Annotated in this window: 16 protein-coding genes; 15 read left to right on the top strand and 1 reads right to left on the bottom strand. The window is 35.3% G+C overall.

The window, feature by feature from the left end:
- Window positions 1-184 precede the first annotated feature (184 nt).
- The 9 genes from DMB95_RS04405 (at window position 185) to DMB95_RS04365 (ending at window position 7,360) form a co-directional block, all read left to right on the top strand.
- The gene (locus tag DMB95_RS04405; protein WP_142931088.1) at window positions 185-766 is read left to right on the top strand and encodes an NAD(P)H-dependent oxidoreductase; all 582 of its coding nucleotides are present in this window, start codon (window positions 185-187) and stop codon (window positions 764-766) included.
- A gap of 241 nt (window positions 767-1,007) precedes the next feature.
- A complete protein-coding gene (locus DMB95_RS04400; protein ID WP_142931087.1) occupies window positions 1,008-1,487 on the top strand; it encodes a TonB-dependent receptor in 480 nt (159 codons plus the stop codon).
- Complete coding sequence (locus DMB95_RS04395) at window positions 1,441-2,268, top strand: TonB-dependent receptor (protein WP_142931086.1); 828 nt, start codon at window positions 1,441-1,443, stop codon at window positions 2,266-2,268. Before DMB95_RS04400 ends, DMB95_RS04395 begins: the two co-directional genes overlap by 47 nt.
- A gap of 20 nt (window positions 2,269-2,288) precedes the next feature.
- Entirely contained in the window at window positions 2,289-3,266 is a 978-nt protein-coding gene (locus tag DMB95_RS04390) for a TonB-dependent receptor domain-containing protein (protein ID WP_142931085.1), read from the top strand.
- Between the two features lie 177 nt (window positions 3,267-3,443).
- Window positions 3,444-4,484 (top strand): alpha/beta hydrolase, encoded by a 1,041-nt coding sequence (locus tag DMB95_RS04385; protein ID WP_142931084.1) that lies wholly within the window; start codon window positions 3,444-3,446, stop codon window positions 4,482-4,484.
- A gap of 66 nt (window positions 4,485-4,550) precedes the next feature.
- Complete coding sequence (locus tag DMB95_RS04380; RefSeq protein WP_142931083.1) at window positions 4,551-4,883, top strand: cyclophilin-like fold protein; 333 nt, start codon at window positions 4,551-4,553, stop codon at window positions 4,881-4,883.
- Window positions 4,884-4,906: 23 nt separating this feature from the next.
- Window positions 4,907-6,064 carry an MFS transporter gene (locus DMB95_RS04375; RefSeq protein WP_142931082.1) on the top strand — a complete coding sequence of 386 codons (1,158 nt, stop codon included), beginning with the start codon at window positions 4,907-4,909 and terminating at the stop codon, window positions 6,062-6,064.
- 73 nt (window positions 6,065-6,137) lie between these two features.
- Entirely contained in the window at window positions 6,138-6,641 is a 504-nt protein-coding gene (locus tag DMB95_RS04370) for an NAD(P)H-dependent oxidoreductase (protein ID WP_185906679.1), read from the top strand.
- Window positions 6,642-6,793: 152 nt separating this feature from the next.
- On the top strand, window positions 6,794-7,360 hold the full coding sequence (locus DMB95_RS04365) for an NAD(P)H-dependent oxidoreductase (protein WP_142931080.1): 567 nt from the start codon (window positions 6,794-6,796) through the stop codon (window positions 7,358-7,360).
- Between the two features lie 29 nt (window positions 7,361-7,389).
- Here the strand turns inward: DMB95_RS04365 and DMB95_RS04360 are convergent, their stop codons facing one another.
- Window positions 7,390-8,988 carry a glycosyltransferase family 8 protein gene (locus tag DMB95_RS04360; protein WP_142931079.1) on the bottom strand — a complete coding sequence of 533 codons (1,599 nt, stop codon included), beginning with the start codon at window positions 8,986-8,988 and terminating at the stop codon, window positions 7,390-7,392.
- A gap of 148 nt (window positions 8,989-9,136) precedes the next feature.
- Between DMB95_RS04360 and DMB95_RS04355 the strand changes: the two genes are divergently transcribed.
- From DMB95_RS04355 to DMB95_RS04330, 6 genes are all read left to right on the top strand, one after another.
- Complete coding sequence (locus DMB95_RS04355) at window positions 9,137-10,258, top strand: aldo/keto reductase (protein ID WP_238386894.1); 1,122 nt, start codon at window positions 9,137-9,139, stop codon at window positions 10,256-10,258.
- 77 nt (window positions 10,259-10,335) lie between these two features.
- A complete protein-coding gene (locus tag DMB95_RS04350; RefSeq protein WP_238386895.1) occupies window positions 10,336-10,686 on the top strand; it encodes a cyclophilin-like fold protein in 351 nt (116 codons plus the stop codon).
- Window positions 10,686-11,540: a carboxymuconolactone decarboxylase family protein gene (locus DMB95_RS04345; protein WP_238386897.1), complete on the top strand. Its 855-nt coding sequence runs from the start codon at window positions 10,686-10,688 to the stop codon at window positions 11,538-11,540. The genes DMB95_RS04350 and DMB95_RS04345 overlap by 1 nt, the downstream gene beginning before the upstream one ends.
- A gap of 113 nt (window positions 11,541-11,653) precedes the next feature.
- Entirely contained in the window at window positions 11,654-12,352 is a 699-nt protein-coding gene (locus tag DMB95_RS04340; RefSeq protein ID WP_202922029.1) for an NAD(P)H-binding protein, read from the top strand.
- Between the two features lie 24 nt (window positions 12,353-12,376).
- The gene (locus DMB95_RS04335) at window positions 12,377-13,249 is read left to right on the top strand and encodes a DUF3737 family protein (RefSeq protein WP_142931077.1); all 873 of its coding nucleotides are present in this window, start codon (window positions 12,377-12,379) and stop codon (window positions 13,247-13,249) included.
- A complete protein-coding gene (locus DMB95_RS04330) occupies window positions 13,239-14,381 on the top strand; it encodes a MalY/PatB family protein (protein ID WP_142931076.1) in 1,143 nt (380 codons plus the stop codon). The genes DMB95_RS04335 and DMB95_RS04330 overlap by 11 nt, the downstream gene beginning before the upstream one ends.
- Window positions 14,382-14,469 lie beyond the last annotated feature (88 nt).

The raw sequence follows: 14,469 nt of genomic DNA, 5'->3' as shown, positions 1-14,469 counted from the left end.
TTTTTCCTTATTTTTAAAACTTAAATGAATTATAAAGCCTTACACTTGGTGTTTGTCAAGGCTTGATTTAAAAAAATTTACAAATTTTTTCATTTTACTCTTGACAGATACTAAGTATCTGCGTTTATAATTTCAAAAGCGAAACAAAAACGCTAGAAAATTTTACACATTTAAAGGAGAAAAAATGAAAAATGTCTTGCTTATCAATGGAAGCAAAAAATTTGGTAACTCAGAAGCAAGGTTAAGTGCTACACTTCAAGAACTTGCAGCTAAAACTTTAAGTGAGCTTGGCTTAAACATAGTTCAAACACACATCGATAAAGGTTATGATATAGAAGAAGAGGTGCAAAAAATTCTCAATGCTGATGCTTTGATCTATCAAATGCCGGGCTGGTGGATGGGCGAGCCTTGGATAGTTAAGGAGTATATCGATAAAGTCTATCTTGCAGGATATGGGAAATTTTTCACAAGTGATGGCAGACACAGGGACAATCCTACCAAAAACTATGGCACAGGCGGACTTTTAAAGGATAAAAAATACATGTTTAGCCTCACTTGGAATGCTCCACTTGAAGCCTTTACAGATAAAGATGGCTTTTTTGGTGGTGTAGGCGTTGATGGAGTGTATTTGCATTTGCATAAAGCTCATGAGTTTTGTGCTATGAGTGCTTTGCCAACTTTCATCTGCACTGATGTAGTGAAAAATCCTCAAGTTGAAAAATACCTCAACGATTATGAGACACATTTAAAGAAAATTTTTGCTTAAAATATATCTTAAATTACGCTTTGCTGGATTAAGTTTATCTAGGCAAAGCGTGATATAAACAAGCTTAAAAGATAAATTTACTTTTATTTTTAAATTCATCTTTTTACATACCCTAGCCTAATATATTTTCACATATTGACAAAACATATCATCATTTTAATCAAATTTAAATTTTAAAAATTATTATTATTATGATATAATTTCACTTTTTATTTTTACAAAAAAAACAAGGAGAAAAGCAATGAAAAAACGCTTTGTATTTTCAAGTTTGCTTTGCTGTGTGGTTTTAAGCCTAAAAGCTGATGAAATAGGCGGTATAGAAAGCTTTGAGCTTGAGAAAACACATATTGAAGCAGGTTTTATAGAAGCAGATACAAATGTGCGTAATGTCGAAGTGGTGGGGCAAGAACAGCTCCATGATAGGGGTGATGATAGCATTACTGAAGTGTTGCAACGCACGCCGGGTGTGAGCTTTGTGGATTATGGCTCTGGTAAGTCAATAGATATGAGAGGACAAGGTGAAAAAGCTGGAAATTCAGTAAAAGTTATGGTTGATGGTAAGATTATCAATACCCTTGACACAGGACATATAAACACGCCTTTTGATACCATTTGGCTTGAAAATGTTGATCATATAGAAGTCGTTCCGGGCGGCTCAGCCGTGCTTTATGGTGATGGCACGAGGGGGGGGGGCATTAAACATTATCACAAAAACGCCTAGTGAAGATGCTTTTACTATAGGCGTAAATGGACAAATGTATGATAAAGTCTCAAACTGCGTAAGCATACCTCCCTACACCTCAATTGATCCAAGAGCCCCAGTAAGCTGCAATATCCAAAAAGGCGGTGAGCTTTATACAAGCATAACCAAACGCATTGATGATAAGCTAGCCTTTAATTTTGGAGCAAATCAATTCAATATCAGAGGCTATAATAGAGGAATTTATAGAAGAGGTTATCAAATCCAATCAAAAATTTTTTATGAGCCAAGCGAGGATACTAAACTGAGTTTTGGCTACAAATGGTATAGCTCCTTAAACAGCGAGGCAAGTTATCTAGAAAAGCGACGCATAGAAGAAGATCCGACTCAAGTTTCAGACACTGAACGCATAGTAAAGTATAACCGTCCTGAACTTGATTTGAAGTTAAGTCATTATTTTGGCGATAATCTTGAGCTGAATGCTTTGGTGTATTATCATCATCTTAAACAGCATTTTATAAAAAATCAAGGCTATTCGGGCGTAAAGCCAAAACTTGTGGGTGATTATAAAGATATAATGTTTGGAAGCAAAGTTGATAGTAGGTATTATTACTCTACTTTTGGTTCTTATTTGATGCTAGGATATGATTTTGAAAGTCATACAGCAAAAAGAAATGGCATACACACCTATGAAAGACCTATGTTTGCTGATAGTTTTACCCATACTATGCTTGATATAACCAGAAATAGTCATTCATTTTACGCTTTTAATTCGCATTATTTTATGAGAATTTTATTTTAAATTATGGCTTGCGTTATGCTGTGGCTTTGTATTCAGGGCAAAGATATACTTTTGATGAATCTACAAATCCTATGCTTCAAATCAATGTCATTCCACCAAGATATACCATTGATACCAAAGAAGAAAATTTAGCCTATGAGCTTACACCTACTTTTAAATTCTCAGATACAGGTAAAATTTATGTTAAATTTGAACGAGGCTACATCACGCCTTTACCAACTCAGCTTTTTGATAGACGCGATACTTACTCAACTATAGATTGGAGCACAGGAGCTCCTTATACACAAGAAAATCCTTACTCACCTTCAAATGTTAGCTCAGAGCATTATGATACCTATGAACTTGGATTTAGCGAGGATTTTTTTAACTTTTTATCCGTGCAAGCGACTGGATTTTATACCATTACAAAGGGCGAAATTTATAATTCTGGTAATCCACACTTCGCCTCAGAAAATGGCTCTACGCAAACGGTTGAGTGGTTTTATAGAAATTTAGATGAAACAAAAAGACTAGGAGTTGAGCTTTCATTGCGCCAAGATTTTGGTTATTTGCGTTTAAGACAAAGCTTTTCTCATGTAAGCGCAAAAATCTCTAAAGGCATATATGATAATACTCACATGCCTTATATCCCAAAAAACAAAGTCAGCCTTGGTGTAGAATATGATCTGCTTAAAAATTTGACTCTTTTTGCTGATTATACTTATATAGCTAAAGCACTTGATGGCGGAACGACGGTTAGGATATCAGGAAGTGAAATTTTAAGCTTTCAAGATCAAGAATACATGCCAAGCTATTCACTTACTGATGTAGGTATGAGCTATCAAATTCAAGGACTTAAGATAGTTTTAGGAGTGAAAAATCTCTTTGATAGACAATACACAGTCTTTCAAGGACCGCAAATAACTGACCCAAACCGATCTGGCTCAAGGTATTATATATTAGGCGATGGACGCAGTTATTATCTTAATTTGCGTTATGATTTTTCTAAACCAAAATAAAAATCTTTCAATTTAACAAAAACTAGCACAAAATATGCTAGTTTTTGCTTATCTTCGCTCATTGGGTAAAAAAATTACAAATTTTTTAAATTTGCTCTTGACAGATACTAAGTATCTGCTTTTATAATTTCAAAAGCGAAACAAAAACGCCAAAAATTTAAAAAAAGGAGAATAGCAATGTTAAGTAAAATCACAAAGCTTAAAGCTTGTTTTTTAGGAATTTTACTTTTAGGTGCTGCAGCTCATGCAGCTGATACAGGCGAGGGAAGACTTTTTCCAAAAAGCCCTAATATAGAGCTTAAAAAAGTAAGCTTTAAAAACCAATACAATATGAAAGTTGCGGGCAATCTTTTTGTGCCAAAAAATTTAGACAAAAGCAAAGCCTACCCAGCCATAGTCGTAGGACACCCAATGGGAGCAGTAAAAGAACAAGCTGCTAGTCTTTACGCTTTTAAAATGGCTGAGCTGGGCTATGTGGCTTTGGCAATTGATCTTAGTTATTGGGGAGCAAGTGAGGGCGAGCCAAGAAATAGTGTTTTACCTGATGTGTATGCGGAGGATTTTAGTGCAGCAGTTGATTATCTAGGCTCTTTAAGCTATGTTAATCGTGAAAAAATAGGAGCTATAGGCATTTGTGGAAGTGGAAGCTTTGTGCTTTCAGCCGCAAAAATCGATCCTCGTATCAAAGCCATAGTTACAGCAAGCATGTATGATATGGGCGCAGCAAATAGGGACGGGCTTAACAAATCACTAAGCCTAGAAGCAAGAAAAGCCATCATCGCTGAAGCTGCAAATGCAAGGTGGGACGAGTTTAAAGGTGGAAAAAGAACTTTAATCGGTGGCACAACTTTAGAACTAAACGCTGATACTGATCCTATACAAAGGGAGTTTTATAGCTATTATCGCACGCCAACTGGCGAATTTACCCCAAAAGGTGCAACTAAAGAGACAACCACCAAGCCAAGCTTAACTTCAAATGTGAAATTTATGAATTTCTATCCATTTAACGATATTGAGCTTATTTCACCGCGTCCTTTGCTTTTCATCACTGGAGATAAGGCACATTCAAAAGAATTTAGCGAAGAAGCGTATAAAAGAGCAAGCCAGCCAAAAGAGCTTATGTATATAAAAGGAGCAAACCATGTGGATTTATACCATGATACTCAAAAAATCCCTTTTGCAAAAATTGGCGAATTTTTTAATAAAAACTTAAAATAAACTTCAAACAAGCAGGGCTAAGTAAAGCCTTGCTTTTACTTTAAATTTAAAATCAAAGGTTAAATGATGAAAAAGATAATAACACTTATATTATTTGCTTTTTTAAGCTTAAGGGGCGAGGATTTTATAGTGGAGTTTAGCTTTGAAAATGGGCAAAGCTTTAGGGTAAAAATGCAAGAAAATGAAACAAGTAAAGATTTTATAGCCCTTTTGCCGATGAGCTTTAAGCTTAATGATCACGGGCGTACAGAAAAGGTAAGCCACTTGAAAAAAGCTTTAAAAACACCAGAATTTAAGGCTTACGAGCCAGAAATTGGGGATTTTTTCTATTATGCACCTTTACAAATAAAAGAGCAAAAGGAAGATTTTATCTTAAAAGCTAGACTTATAAATGAATGAAAACGAAATTTAAAGGAAAAAAAATGATAAAAAATAACACCTTTCTTATCCCAACGCTTATGCTTGGAGTATTTGCGCTTTTAAGTATGGAGCTTGGCGCTATGGGACTTTTACCGCTTATCGCTGATTTTTATCAAGTCAGTGTTAGCGATGCGGGCTGGGTGGTGAGTATATTTGCTTTGATAGTGGCTTTTTCAGCTCCTATTTTACCGCTTTTAGTGGCTAAGTATGATACCAAAAAAGTAATGCTTGTCTGTCTTAGTATATTTGCCATCACTTCGCTTTTTGCAGCTTTTTGCACGAGCTTTATCTTGCTTTTAGTGCTTAGAGCAATTCCAGCCTTTTTTCACCCAATCTACTGCGCTTTAGCCTTTAGCGTCGCAGCAAATGCTATGCCAAAAGGGCAGGAGATCAAAGGCACAAGTAAAATTTTTGCAGCAGTTTCTGCTGGTATGACGCTTGGAATTCCGCTGGCAAGCTATCTAGCAAGCAAGATTAATTTAGAATTTTCTTTTATCTTTTTTGCGATTTTAAATGCCCTTGCTTTTGTGGCGACTATCTTTTTCGTGCCAAGTCTAAAAGGCGAGAAAACAAAATCTCAAAAAGAGCAGTTTAAAGTGCTTGCAATGCCTGTAGTTTGGGCGTCTATCGCCTTAGTTGTTGTGGCAACTGGAGCTATGTTTGGTTTTTATAGCTATATGAGCGAGTTTTTGCTGAATTTTACACATATTGACTTCACTCTTATTAGCTTGCTTTTGCTTGCGTATGGACTCAGTAATGTTGTAGGCAATTTCATCGCCGGAAAAGCCTTTGTAAGATCAGCTAATCTTACACTTTGGATCAGTCTTTTCATCATGCTTGTTTTATATATCTTACTTTTTGTTTTTGGGACAAATGTGCTTTTAACAAGCTTGATCTTAATCATCTTAGGTATATTTGCAGGTATAGTCAATAGTGGGGATCATTTTATGCTCACTCAACCCATACCACAGGCTAAAGAATTTGCAAATGGACTTTTTATCTCCACAGCAAATATAGGAACCACGCTTGGCACAGCACTTTGCGGGCTGTTTATCTCGCTTGAAGGCTCAGGCTTTGCAGTTTTAGCAAGCGTAGCTTTGGTGGTGCTAAGTCTTATCATCTTTGCCCTAAGAGCGAGGCTTTTGAAAGAAAAAATTTAAATTTTACTTTTTTACTCTTGACAAACACCAAGTGTCAAGCTGTATAATGATAAAAAAACAAAAAGGAGAACAAATGAAAACTTTGGTGCTATTTTCACATAGTTATTATGACAAATCAAGCGTCAATAAAGCACTTTTAGAGGCTTTAAGCAAGGAACAAGACTTTGAAATTCACAACCTTAACCTTGTATATCCAAATGACAAGATTAATATAAAAGCTGAATTTGAAAAGCTTCAAAACGCTAATCGCATTTTGGTGCAATTCCCACTTTTTTGGTATAGCACACCAAGTATTTTTAAAGAATGGCAAGATGAGGTTTTAACGCCAATTTACGAGCAAAAACTTGATTTTTTAAAGGATAAAAAAGTGGGCTTTGTCGTTACAGCTGGTGGCTCGGTGAGTGATTTTAAAGAACTTGATAATGCCTGCGAAAGTGGGATAGAACGCACAATGTTTGCACTAAATACCAGCTTTGAGGGTGTAGATGCAAAAATAGTAAAACCTTTTGTTATCTTTAGCGCAAATGCAAATAATTTGCCACTTGAAGCTTATCTTGACTACGCAAAAAATTTTTAAACTTTAAACTTCTGCTAAATCAAATTGTAAGTTTGATTTAGCCTTTTTATCTTTTAAATCACAAAAAATTCGCAAATTCTTTAAATTTACTCTTGACTGATAGCTGCTCTCATCTTTTATAATATTAATACCAATTTATCAAAAGGAGCAAAATGAAAAAATTACTTATCTTACTAGCCTTTGTGCTTAGTGTAAATGTCTTTGCAAATGAAGCAAAAGTTAAAACTCTAGTCATCGCTTCACATCCTTACCCTGAACGCTCAACTTTTATCAAAGCTTTAGAACAAGCCGCAAGAAGTGTAAAAGGCGTTGCAGTAAGAAATTTAGAAAGCATTTATGGATATGATACGCGCGCCATTGATGGGACAAAAGAGCGTGAAATCATGCGTGAGTATGAAAGAGTGGTATTTTTATTTCCTACGCATTGGTTTAATATCACGCCTATGATGAAAGCTTATCTTAATGAAGCTTGGGGAAGCGTGGGACCTGGGCTGTGGCAGGGCAAGCAAATGCTTGTTGTTTCAACTGCAGCAGGTGGGGCTTCAACTTATGGTAAAAATGGCAGGATAGGCGCCCAGCTTAAAGATGTGTTTTTGCCTATGAAAGCAAGTGCTTTACATTGTGGTATGGAGTATTTAGAACCGCTTGTATTTGAGAGTGTAAATAGGGCTGAATTAGAAAATTATAAAAAAGCTTTGATTGAGCGTTTGATGCAGTAAAGCAAGCTAAATATAATTAATATATAGCTTTAAAGAGAAAATTTGGTTTTGCTTTGTTGATTTTTCAGCTTTTTTACTTCAAAGCAAAATCTCACATATCCACCTTTATACCAAGTTTTACTCGCTTTTATAAATTCAAGTCCAAGTCTATAAGAAAAGAAATTTTGCACCTTTAAAGCCTCATCATAATCAGCATAAGTTTCAAGCAAGGATAGTTTAAAGCTAGGATTTGAAAAGATTAAATTTTCATAAGCTTTTTTAGACTTTTTATGCCTTGATTTGATACTGAGCAAAGTAAGATAAAATTTAGGATTGAGATAGAAAAATTTTGATTTTGAGTATGACATAAGAGTAGTTCCTAATTTATAGGCAAGTTGATTTTGTGCTCTTAAAGCTGCTCCTTTTGTTTGTTTTAGACTTGTAATCTCATTTTGCAAGGTTTTGTTTTCATTTTCAAGTTTAGTAATGGTTTGATTTAAATTTAAGATCTGGCTTAATAAAACTTGCCTGTCTTGTTCCATATTTTCTTTAAGTTTTTTATCTGTTAACTCTATTTTTAAAAGCAAGAGTTTATCTTTAAAGACAGGAGTAGTTAGGGCAGTGTTCCACCAAGCTTGATAGTAGATAAAAAGTGGCTGTTTCTTGTTGCAATCAAGAAGTAAAATTTTATCCCAAGGTTTAGTAGCTCCACAATTGAAATGTAAAATGAATGCTTGCTTATCAGCTTCTTCGATTTCATTTTCTGTGAAAGGAAGAATCCAATCTCTCGGTCTTTTTGTTGACTCATTAAGACAAGTAATTTGAGCTCTCAATTCCTTTTTAGCAAATCCTATATAAAAATTAAATTTAAGCGACATGTTTAATCTGTGTTTGGGCTGTAAAATAGCATTCAATATCATTTCATCTGGTATATCATCAATAATATAGTTTTGAGTCAGCCAAAGAGCTTTTTGTTCAACCTTAAATTTTCGCCATTTTTTCAAATTTATAAGCATAAAACCAGAATTAAAATGATTAAAATTTGGATTAAAGACATAATCTTTTTTGCCTTTTGAGCTTTTAAGAGATGAAGAGTATGGTGAAGATTTAATAAGGCTTGCAACAATAATTTTGTCTTTGGTATCTAGCGCAAAACACATTCTTAAATCTTTTAAGCAGAGCATATCTACATCTAAGTACAAACAAGTTTTTAATGTTTTTGGCAAAGTGCTTGCGAGTAAAAGGCGGTAACAAGTTGCATGGTTTTCTCTAAATGCTTTTACATTACAATTTTCGATAAAAAGCTTTGCATTTACCGAATGAACTTCTATCTTACAAGGATAAATTTGACTAAGCTCATCTTGAAGTTGATTAAGCTTTTGCTGGGTAGGAGTTGAAATGCAGTCAGTAAGTATATGAAAAACATAGCCCTCGCTTTTTTCTTCAGGACTTAAGCAGGAGTAGTCTAAAAGTTTATAGTTTGAACTTAAATTTTTATTAAGCCCCCCCCCCATAGCTGAATTTAAAGTTTCTTCATCAAAAAAGTCTTTAAATTTCTTTGAAGTATCAGTGTTTTTGATTATGCTTGTCATTAAAACAGCACAATACTTGATGTAATTTTCATCAGCATTAAAGACTATGTGAAACATGCTTTTTCCTTGCTTTTTTGTTTAAATTTATTATTTAAAAAAACATATTATATCAAAAAATTTGCAAATTCTTTGAATTTACTCTTGACTGATAGTAGCTATCATCTTTTATAATTATGAAATATTTTATTTTAAAAAAGGAGCTAGGATGCAAAGAAGAGCATTTTTAGAACGCGGTTTAAAGGCTGGCTTGGCTTTGAGTATGTTAAATGCGAGCTTGGCTTTGGCTAATGATAAGAAAGCAAATTCACAAGCAAGGATTAAAAATCCTTCAAAAAGCTTGCCTAAACGCATTTTGGGAGGCAAAATCGAAGTTTCTGCTTTGGGGCTTGGTTGTATGGGTATGAGTCATGGACATGGTCCGGCTCGTGATATTAAAGAGATGACTAAGCTTATCAGGCAGGCTTATGATTTAGGCGTTACTTTTTTTGATACGGCTGAAATTTATGGACCACATACTAATGAAGAGCTTGTTGGACCTGCTTTAAAGCCTATTAGGGATAAGGTTGTTATAGGCACTAAATTTGGGCTTTATTATCCTTTTGGTAAGCAAATGCAAGATTCATCTAAAAAGTCTATTATAAGAGCAATTGACGCGAGTTTAAAACGCTTGCAAACTGATTATATAGATATTTATACTCAGCACCGCGTTGATACTGATACGCCTATTGAGGAGGTGGCTGATACCATGCAAGAGCTTGTCAAGCAAGGAAAAATAAGGGCTTGGGGCTTAAGTGAGGCTGGGGCTAAGACTATAGAGCGAGCACACAAGGTATTTGCGCCTGTAAGCGTGCAAAGTCAGTATTCTATCAGTTTTAGAGAGCATGAAGAAGATGGGGTGATACCAACTTGCAAAAGGCTTGGTATAGGCTTTGTGGCGTATTCTCCACTTGATAGGGGGCTTTTAACAGGGCTGATGAATGAAAACTACCGCTTTGCAGCTGGGGATATGCGTCTAGCCTTTCCAAGATACACCCCACAAGCTTTAAAGGCAAATCAAGCTATAGTTAATTTTGTAGCCAGTATTGGCAAGCAAAAAGGAGCCACTATCACTCAAACTGCCCTTGCTTGGCTTTTGGCTCAAGATGATTTTATAGTGCCTATACCAGAAACGACAAATCCTAAGCATTTGATTGAGAATTTAAAAGCAGTGGAGTTTAGCTTTACTCAAGATGAGCTTGCAAAAATCGATGAGGAAGTAAAAAAGATAGTCATAGTTGGCGAACGCTTTGCCCCAGGAAGTGATGCGGCTAAAAGTGTTGGCTTATAAAAGGAGAAAAGATGAAAAAAATCATTCAAATAGGCTTATTAATATGTAGCTTGTTTGTTTTTGCACAAGGAGAGGATATGAAAATTTCTTTTGAATTTAATGATGAACTTATCATCACAGAGCTTGATGATAATGTTGCTGCAAGGCATTTTTATGAGATGCTGCCTTTAGAACTTGAATTTAGTGATTATGTGGGTAAAGAAAAGATTAGCCCTGCTCTTAAAGAAAGGCTAGATACTAGCGGTTTAAAGGGTTATGATCCAAGTGTTGGGGACTTTTTTTATTTTGCGCCTTGGGGGAATTTGGGGGTATTTTATGAAAAACAGCCCTTTCATAGTGGCTTAATCTTTTTAGCAAAAATCAAAGACTATAAGAAATTTCAGGCTCAAAAGGGCGATTTTAAAGTGCGTATTAAAAAGGTGCTGTGATGAAAAGAAGATCATTTTTATCAAACTCAGCTAAATTTGGCTTAAGTCTCTTTGCTTTGAGCTTTTCAGGCTCATTATTAGCCAACTCTTATCAAAATCTAAAAGGAAAACTTATGAACTTAACACAACTTGCAAAACAAAATTTTGAAAAACTCTTTGGAAAAGAAACTCCAGAGCTAGCCAAAACCGATCCAGAATTTTTTAGTGCTTATATCAATTTTGCCTTTGATGAGGTGCAAGCTCACACTAAACTTAGCCAAAAAGAACAGCTCATGCTTATACTTGGTGCTTTAATAGCCTCAGGAGGCTTAAGTGAATACAAAATCATACTCAAAGCCAGCCTCAAACAAGGCATAAGCCCAGCTGAGATTAAAGAAATACTCTATCAAAGCACACCTTATGTAGGTATAGGCAAAGCACTTGAGTTTATCCTTGCTACAAATGAGCTTTTTAAGGCTGAAAATATCGCTATGCCTTTAGCTGCGGCAAGCACCACCACAAGGGAAAATAGAGCTCAAAAAGGGCTTGAAATTCAAAGAAAATTTTTTGGTGAAGCCATTGATAAAGGAAATGCCGCCGCTCCTGCTGAAGTAAAACACATAAGAACTTTTTTAAGCGCGCATTGTTTTGGGGATTTTTACACAAGAAAGGGGCTTGAGCTTAAATTTAGAGAGCTTTTAACCTTTGTTTTTGTAACAGCTCTTGGAGGAGCAGACGCTCAGGTAAAAGCTCACATTGCAGGCAATCTTAACATAGGCAATGATAAAAGCGTGTTAATCGCTACCATAACAGCACTCATTCCTTATATAGGCTATCCAAGAAGCTTAAATGCTTTAGCTTTGATTGAAATTTAAGTTAAAAAAAGAATTTGCAAGTTAAAAAATTTGCAAATTCTTTATCATCACTCTTGACAGATACTAAGTATCTAGCCTTATAATGCTAAAAATATTTTTAATAAGGAAAGAAAATGAAAAATAGTTCAAGAAGAAATTTTTTGGGAAAAATGCTAGCCTTAGGCGCTTTTGCTAGCTTAGGAAGCACAAAACTTTTTGCAAATTTAAATGAAGTAAAAACCATACTCATACTTGGAGCAAATGGACGCATAGCAAGGCTAGTAAGTGATCGCTTACTTACAGAAAGTAAGGTAAATTTGCGTTTATTTTTACGCAAAGCCTCTAGGCTAAATGAGCTAAAAAGTGCTAGAGTAGAACTCTTTGAAGGCGATGCAAGCGATGAAAAGGCTTTAGAACAAGCTATGCAAGGAGTAGATATAGTCTATGCAAACTTAAGTGGCGATCTTGAGCTTTACGCGCAAAATATCATCACAGCTATGCAAAATACAAATACTAAACGTCTCATCTGGATAAGCTCAGTAGGCGTGTATAATGAAGTCAGTGAATACGAGCTAAGAAGGCTAAGTCCTTGGTTAGGCGAGCATAAAAAAAGCGTAGAGCTTATAGAGGCTTCAAAGCTTGATTACACCATAATACGCCCAGGCTGGCTAAGCAATGAAAACAGCATAAACTACGCTCTTACTCAAAAAGGACAAGATTTCATCAATCCTGAAAAATACATCTCAAGAGCAAGCGTAGCTGATCTTATAGTAAAAATCTGCCTTGATCCCAAGCTTTATCTAAGAGCAAGTCTTGGCATACATAAGCCTTAAAAAGGCTTGAAACAAGGAAAAATCATGTTAAAAGTCATTTCGGATTTATATTTTGAAAGTGAGCGGGCTTTATTTGGCTTAGAGCATGCAAGGCTTAAAAACTGCTCTTTTGATAAGGGAGAATCCCCTCTAAAGCATGCTAAAAACATAGTTTTAACTGGAACAAGCTTTGCGTATAAATACCCACTTTGGTATGCAAAAGATATTGAGGCTGAGCATATTTGCTTGCTTGAAAATGCAAGAAGCGGACTTTGGTATATAGAGAATTTAAGCCTTAAAAACTCTTTCATAGCTGCACCAAAAAGCTTTCGCAAAGCAAGCAAGATAAAGCTTTTTAATGTTGATATGCCAAATGCGCTTGAGAGTTTTTGGGATTGTAAAGATGTGAATTTGCAAAAAGTTAGTGTTAGGGGCGATTATTTTGCTTTTCATAGTGAAAACTTAAGGCTAGAAGACTTTAATATACAAGGAAATTACTGCTTTGATTCTTGTAAAAATGTTTATATTAAAAATGCTAAAATTTTAAGTAAAGACGCCTTTTGGAACTGCGAAAATGTAGAGCTTGAAGATAGTTTTATAAGTGGGGAATACCTTGCTTGGAACTCAAAAAATATCACTTTTAAAAACTGCACCATAGAAAGCTTGCAAGGGCTTTGCTATATAGAAAATTTAAAACTTGAAAATTGCAAACTCATCAACACCAGCCTAGCCTTTGAATACTCAAGCGTAAAAGCGAGCATAAACTCAAATATAAAAAGCATCATCAACCCCCTTGAAGCTGAAATTTCAGCCTTTGATATAGATGAGCTCATCTTAGATCAAAACAAGGTTGATACAAGCAAAACACATATCACGCTTTTACACAAAGAAGGGATTAAAAAAGAACATGCCATTTAAAAAGCAGGCTGAAAGGATCAATTCTCTTAAATGGAATGTCAAAGAAAACGAGCTTGCCCTATGGGTAGCTGATATGGACTTTAAGGCACCAAAAGCGCTGCGTAAAGCACTTTTAGCTAGGGTAAAAAACGGCGTTTTTGGCTATGAAGTGATACCTCAAGCCTTTTATGAAAGCTTTATAAAATGGTGGCAAAGAAGGCATGGTGTGAGTTTTAAAAAAGAGCATTGTTTATTTGTAAGCGGAGTAGTTCCAGCCCTATCCTCTCTCATTCGCTCTTTTAGCAAAGAAAATGAGGGGATTTTAGTGCTAAGTCCTGTGTATGGGGTGTTTTTTTCAAGCATAATAAACAATGGCAGAAAAGCCATAGAATGTGAGCTTGTATATAAAAACTATACATATAGCATTGATTTTAAGGACTTGCAAATAAAGCTAAAAGATGAAAACACCAAAATCATGATACTTTGCAATCCCCACAATCCCATAGGCAAAATTTACACTGAAGCAGAACTTAAAAAGATCATAAAACTTTGTGAAAAATATGAAGTTTTACTCATTAGCGATGAGATACATTGTGATCTTACGAGTAAGCCTTATACGCCTATAGCAAGGCTAAATCAAAAAGCCATTACACTCATCAGTGCAAGTAAGGCTTTTAACCTAGCTGGCATGCATGCAGCTTGTATGCTGTGTGCTGATGAAAAGCTTAGAACAAGAGCTTTGCAAGGCTTTAGCAAAGATGAGATCAATGAGGCAAATTCCTTTGCCTGTCTAGCTACTATAACAGCTTTTAATGAGTGTGAAGTCTGGCTTGATAAGCTTAATATCTTTATCAACAAAGCAAAAGAATTTACAACTCAGTTTTTAGAGAGTAAAACTAAGCTTAAGGTAGTGCAAAGCGAGGCTACTTATATGCTTTGGCTTGATTGTTCAGCCCTACTTAAAAAGGAAGAAAATAGCAAGGATTTACATGAGTTTTTACAAGAAAAAGTAGGCTTAATCCTAAGCTGTGGAAGCGAATTTAAAGGCAATGGAGCTAAGTTTTTACGCATAAACTTAGCCACAACAAGAAAAACACTTAAAAAAGCCCTAAAACGACTTGAACTTGGCTTAGAGCTTTGGGAAACTAGGTGAAAAGATATAAAGCAAGGATAAAAGCATAACTTCCTTTCTATCCTTGCTTTGAATATGAGCTTAAATTTGTTTTTAAATTCTAATACCT

It is taken from the genome of Campylobacter sp. MIT 12-8780 (assembly GCF_006864535.1).
GTDB lineage: Bacteria > Campylobacterota > Campylobacteria > Campylobacterales > Campylobacteraceae > Campylobacter_D.
This window is presented reverse-complemented; position numbering and strand designations above follow the sequence as displayed.

Coding starts and splice junctions, on each gene's coding strand:
- DMB95_RS04405 (WP_142931088.1), top strand. CDS start 185: ATGAAAAATGTCTTGCTTATCAATGGAAGCAAAAAATTTGGTAACTCA.
- DMB95_RS04400 (WP_142931087.1), top strand. CDS start 1,008: ATGAAAAAACGCTTTGTATTTTCAAGTTTGCTTTGCTGTGTGGTTTTA.
- DMB95_RS04395 (WP_142931086.1), top strand. CDS start 1,441: ATGGCACGAGGGGGGGGGGCATTAAACATTATCACAAAAACGCCTAGT.
- DMB95_RS04385 (WP_142931084.1), top strand. CDS start 3,444: ATGTTAAGTAAAATCACAAAGCTTAAAGCTTGTTTTTTAGGAATTTTA.
- DMB95_RS04380 (WP_142931083.1), top strand. CDS start 4,551: ATGAAAAAGATAATAACACTTATATTATTTGCTTTTTTAAGCTTAAGG.
- DMB95_RS04375 (WP_142931082.1), top strand. CDS start 4,907: ATGATAAAAAATAACACCTTTCTTATCCCAACGCTTATGCTTGGAGTA.
- DMB95_RS04370 (WP_185906679.1), top strand. CDS start 6,138: ATGAAAACTTTGGTGCTATTTTCACATAGTTATTATGACAAATCAAGC.
- DMB95_RS04365 (WP_142931080.1), top strand. CDS start 6,794: ATGAAAAAATTACTTATCTTACTAGCCTTTGTGCTTAGTGTAAATGTC.
- DMB95_RS04360 (WP_142931079.1), bottom strand. CDS start 8,988: ATGTTTCACATAGTCTTTAATGCTGATGAAAATTACATCAAGTATTGT.
- DMB95_RS04355 (WP_238386894.1), top strand. CDS start 9,137: ATGCAAAGAAGAGCATTTTTAGAACGCGGTTTAAAGGCTGGCTTGGCT.
- DMB95_RS04350 (WP_238386895.1), top strand. CDS start 10,336: ATGAAAATTTCTTTTGAATTTAATGATGAACTTATCATCACAGAGCTT.
- DMB95_RS04345 (WP_238386897.1), top strand. CDS start 10,686: ATGAAAAGAAGATCATTTTTATCAAACTCAGCTAAATTTGGCTTAAGT.
- DMB95_RS04340 (WP_202922029.1), top strand. CDS start 11,654: ATGAAAAATAGTTCAAGAAGAAATTTTTTGGGAAAAATGCTAGCCTTA.
- DMB95_RS04335 (WP_142931077.1), top strand. CDS start 12,377: ATGTTAAAAGTCATTTCGGATTTATATTTTGAAAGTGAGCGGGCTTTA.
- DMB95_RS04330 (WP_142931076.1), top strand. CDS start 13,239: ATGCCATTTAAAAAGCAGGCTGAAAGGATCAATTCTCTTAAATGGAAT.